This is a genomic window from Hymenobacter rubripertinctus, from assembly GCF_003583925.1.
GTDB classification, from domain to species: domain Bacteria; phylum Bacteroidota; class Bacteroidia; order Cytophagales; family Hymenobacteraceae; genus Hymenobacter; species Hymenobacter rubripertinctus.
In genome coordinates, this window is the sequence record NZ_QYCN01000096.1 from 1 (window position 1) to 1776 (window position 1776).

Consider the following 1776-nt stretch of genomic DNA (forward strand, 5'->3'; position numbering starts at 1 on the left):
ACGAGCATCGTGGAGGCCATCAACTGTTCGTTGCGCCAAAAGTGCGGCGTGTTGGTGCGCAAGTCCTGCTCGTTCAGTCGGTGCGAGAAAATGCACCACATGCGCATCCAACTCGTCATCGACGAGCACAACCGTCGGTTAACGCCAACCTGAATCACCTCGCATTATACCACCGCCAACGGCTTTACGGACAAGCAGTACAACGGCAACATCGCCGGGCAGCGCTGGCGCTCCGTTTCCGACGGGGTGGAGCGGGCCTACGGCTACCGCTACGACAAGCTCAACCGCCTGTTGCAGGGCGAATTCGTGGCCCGCACCGCGCCCACGCCCACGGCCAGCTGGGGGGCGGAGCGGGGCAACTACCGCTTCTCGTCGGCCAGCTATGACGCGGGGGGCAACCTGCTCACGCTGCGCCGCCGGGGCCTGGTGGCGGCGGCTACGCGCACGGCAGCGGCCCAGTACGCGGAAACCGACAACCTGCGCTACCGCTACCAGCCGGCCGGCGGCAGCGCCGAGCCCGCCAGCAACCGCTTGCTGCGGGTGGACGACCTGGCCCCCGCCGCCACGGCCTTCGGCACCAAGCTGCCCGCGCGGCCCGACTTTACGGACGGCGCTACCAGCGGTAGCCAACAGCCGGACTACGCGTACGATGCGGCGGGCAGTTTGACGAGCGACGCCAACAAGGGCATCCCCCAGATCAGCTACAACTACCTGCACCTGCCCCAGCGGCTGGAGTGGGCCAACGGCAACGTGCTGGAGTACACCTACTCGGCCGCGGGCCAGAAAGTGAGCAAGCGGGCCACGGAAGCGGGCAAGGCGGCCGTGCGCACGGACTACGTGGGGCCGTGGCAGTACGAGCGGGACTCGCTGCGGTGGCTGAGCCACGCCGAAGGGCGGGCGCTGTACCTGTATAAGCGGGACCCGGCGGGGCAGGTCAGCACGAAGGTGCAGTACGAGTACACGTTGAAGGACCACCTGGGCAACCTGCGGGTGGCCTTTCATCCGGGGGAGCGCAAGACGTATCACGCCTACCTGGAGCCGAACGCCGACGAACTGCGGCGGGAGCAGTCGGAGTTTGATTCGGTGAGCGTGTCGGCCCCGATCCGGCGGGTGGTGGGGATACAGTTCGCCCACTCGGGCGACGGGGTGGCCCTGCTCAACGCGGGCGGGGCGCAGCCTCAGCCGCTGGGCCCGCTCAAGCAGCTCACGGTGGCGAAGGGCGACACCATCGACGTGGTGACGTACGGCATGTATCAGCAGCCGGCGCGGGCGAACTGGAGCTTCTCACTGGCGAGTTTCGTGGCGTCATTGCTGCAACCAGCGGTAGGGCCGGCTCCGCCGGACGGGGGGCGCAAGGTGCGGGTGTTGCCCTTGCTGAGCGTGGGGTTGGGTCTGGTGCCGGCCGTGCAGCAGCTCAGTGGCGGCGTACCGAAAGCCTACGTGCGGGTGCTGGTCTACAACGCCGATTCGGCCCTGGTGGACTCGCGCACGCAGCAGCTGACGAGTGCGGCTAATGCCACCGTGGCGGGTGGGGGCTACGAGCTGTTATCTTTACGGGTATTCGTGCCGGCGGCGGGCTACGTGCAGGCGTACGTGGCCAACGAGAGCGACACGGACGTGTTCTTTGATAGGGCTACCGCACCAAATAGGGTGATTTTGGCTGGGATGGTACCTTCGTCAGATGAACTTGCACCACCATTTTGCCGACGTCCAGGACTTTCGCGTAGCGGGTCGCTGCTCCCACGCCCTGAGCGACATTTTGCTTATCGTCCTGCT

The 1776-nt window shown here is 66.5% G+C and carries 1 protein-coding gene; it reads left to right on the forward strand.

Annotated elements, in window-relative coordinates:
* Window positions 1-246: 246 nt before the first annotated feature.
* Window positions 247-1776 (forward strand): hypothetical protein (locus D0T11_RS21655; protein ID WP_449547925.1); only part of this gene is annotated, 1530 nt, incomplete at its 3' end.